We start from the raw sequence: 477 nt of genomic DNA, 5'->3' as shown, positions 1-477 counted from the left end.
CCAGATCACGGGACTTCGCGGCAGTTTCATGGCCTTCTTCTCCTTGCCTTGCGGCGGGTAAGAGGCTATCCTGATGTTCTTGTGCATGCAGGGGCCTCGGGGTTAATGAAAATTAACGTCGGGGCTTTTCTGCTTTCTGCCTCACAAACTTCAGTACTACCGACAACATGAGGCAGAAGCCTCAAGCGCCGCGTCTATTATACCGCGGCTTTATTTACCCGCATCCGGAATCATAATAGTAAAATATCCAAATGACTCCTGATATTACCTTTACGCCTAAGCTATTTATAAATACATCTTCAGCAGGTTGCGGGATGTCACATCCTGTGATTCAGCACTATTTTCCTATGCAGATGGCGACATTCTGAGAGAGTCCTGCCAGCAAAGATTTTAGCCATATAAGTAAGAAAAAGAGCCCTTCGGTTTCCCGAAAGGCTCTTTGTAAAAGCGCTCGTGGTGCCCGAGTCCATCAGTTAT

General features: G+C 47.2%; 1 protein-coding gene. It reads right to left on the bottom strand.

Annotation, left to right across the window (positions count from 1 at the left end):
• Positions 1-91 (bottom strand): DUF5431 family protein (locus NV64_RS22895; RefSeq protein ID WP_199177721.1); only part of this gene is annotated, 91 nt, incomplete at its 3' end.
• Between the last annotated feature and the right edge of the window lie 386 nt (positions 92-477).

The organism is Erwinia sp. B116, from assembly GCF_002865965.1.
Lineage (GTDB): Bacteria > Pseudomonadota > Gammaproteobacteria > Enterobacterales > Enterobacteriaceae > Erwinia.
Note: the sequence above shows the minus strand (reverse complement) of the source record. Positions and strands in the feature narration are given on the sequence as shown.